The organism is Paenibacillus sp. EPM92 (genome assembly GCF_016586185.1).
Classification (GTDB): Bacteria; Bacillota; Bacilli; order Paenibacillales; family NBRC-103111; genus Paenibacillus_G; species Paenibacillus_G validus.
Window position 1 is genome coordinate 1 of the sequence record NZ_BCPS01000118.1, and the last position, 1821, is coordinate 1821.

A 1821-nucleotide genomic window follows, 5' to 3' on the forward strand; every position below is an offset into this window, starting at 1 on the left:
AAGGAGCCATTCCTGTAATGAAGTAATTTGCTCTTTGAAAAGAAAAAGCGCCTCCTGTATGCTGGGTCTTGGAATGGTGGCCATTCACTGCCCTAATTAGAAGGAGGACGCTCAATATGAAGTATAAACTGAAACAGAAGCAGAATCAACGAATTACACGAATTACCGAATCGACACTGGTAGTTGGCGCAGATATCGCGAAGAAGGTACACGTCGCAAGAGCCGTAGATTTTCGCGGGATTGAACTCGGGAAGGATTGCACTTTCCATAACGATCAGAATGGGTTGGCGAAGCTGGTAACGTGGATGAAGGAGCTTGAGCAGGCACATGGGAAAACAGACATTGTGTTTGGCATCGAGCCTACTGGACACTACTGGTTTCCGTTAGCTGCATATCTACAAGAGCAAAATATTCAGATCGTTGTCGTCAACCCGCATCATGTGAACAAGACGAAAGAGCTTGAGGATAACTCACAGACGAAGAGCGACTATAAGGATGCTAAAGTCATCGCGGATCTTATTCGAAACGGAAAATACTCCGAACCGAAACTGCCAACGAAGGAATATGCGGAACTGCGGATCCTAATGAATCTTCGGGAAAAGGTATCGGCCAGCCTAACGCAAGTAAAGGGCCGTATCAGTAACTGGTTTGACCGGTTCTTCCCCGAGTACGCTAACGTGTTCAAGCAATGGGAAGGTAAGGCATCGCTGATGACGATGCGGGCGTTCCCCATGCCATCAGACATCGTCTCCAAGGGAGCTAGAGACGTCCTGGCTCACTGGAAGACAGAAGTGAAGCGTGGCGTGGGTATCAAGCGCGCGGAGAAGTTAGTAGCCGCTGCAACGGTCTCCATTGGGTTGACGGAAGGTTGTATGGCGGCTCGAATGGAATTAAGCACGTTGCTGGGTCAATATGATCTATTTAGTAAGCAATTGGAAGAGATTATGACTAAGGTCCTGGAGATCCTTGAGAACATCCCGGGAGCGGCATACATGCTCTCTGTTCCGGGGATTGGAGCCATTACCGTAGCTGGATTACTAGCTGAAGTTGGTGACCTGAACAACTACGACCATGGTCAACAGATTATCCGGCTCGCTGGGCTGAATCTCAAAGAAAACAGCTCGGGAAAGCGGAAAGGCAAGACAGGAATTAGCAAGCGCGGACGCTCACGGTTACGTGCGTTGCTGTTTCGGGCAGTGATGCCGATGGTAGCAAAGAACGAAGCGTTCAAGGCGCTTCACAAGCACTACACGACGCGGAGTCAAAATCCACTGAAGAAAAAGCAGTCCCTAATAGCCTTATGTGGGAAACTGATTCGAGTTTTGCATACGTTGGGGACAAAACAAAGAGAGTACAATGCAATCGACGTAATAGGCCCTGCGCGGCAGATCCAGATGCAGCAAGTGGCCGCTTAAAACAAAGAAGCAGACAGCCTGTAAATCGCTTATTCACATGTGTACAACTTAGACAACGGAAGCACCGGAGAAGCCGAAGTACTACATTCAATAAGGGCTAAGACCCCGTAAAGGAGCAAGAATCGGCCTCCACCCCTTGAGAGGTAGAACGAAGGAATGTAAGGGCATAGACCCAGTGTGACATGGGAGGGTAAACCCCGAGGGTGAAAGTGGAGATCCACTGTGCGATCATACCATTTATCCACAGTTTTGGAAGTAGATTATTCCTAAGCTCTGTTCCCGCCTACGCTCTTACAGAAAATCGTGGTGTAGAGTACATTCTCCACCAATATCTCTTAAAACTGTCAATGTTGAAATTCTAAGAATAAGCGAGAAAACAGGAGAAAACATTACTTTATAGTGGGAG

At 47.9% G+C, this 1821-nt stretch carries 1 protein-coding gene; it reads left to right on the forward strand.

Going from position 1 to position 1821, the window contains the following annotated elements:
* Positions 1-128 precede the first annotated feature (128 nt).
* On the forward strand, positions 129-1415 hold the full coding sequence (locus tag JMF85_RS27735) for an IS110 family RNA-guided transposase (protein ID WP_174817622.1): 1287 nt from the start codon (positions 129-131) through the stop codon (positions 1413-1415).
* The last annotated feature ends 406 nt before the right edge of the window (positions 1416-1821 follow it).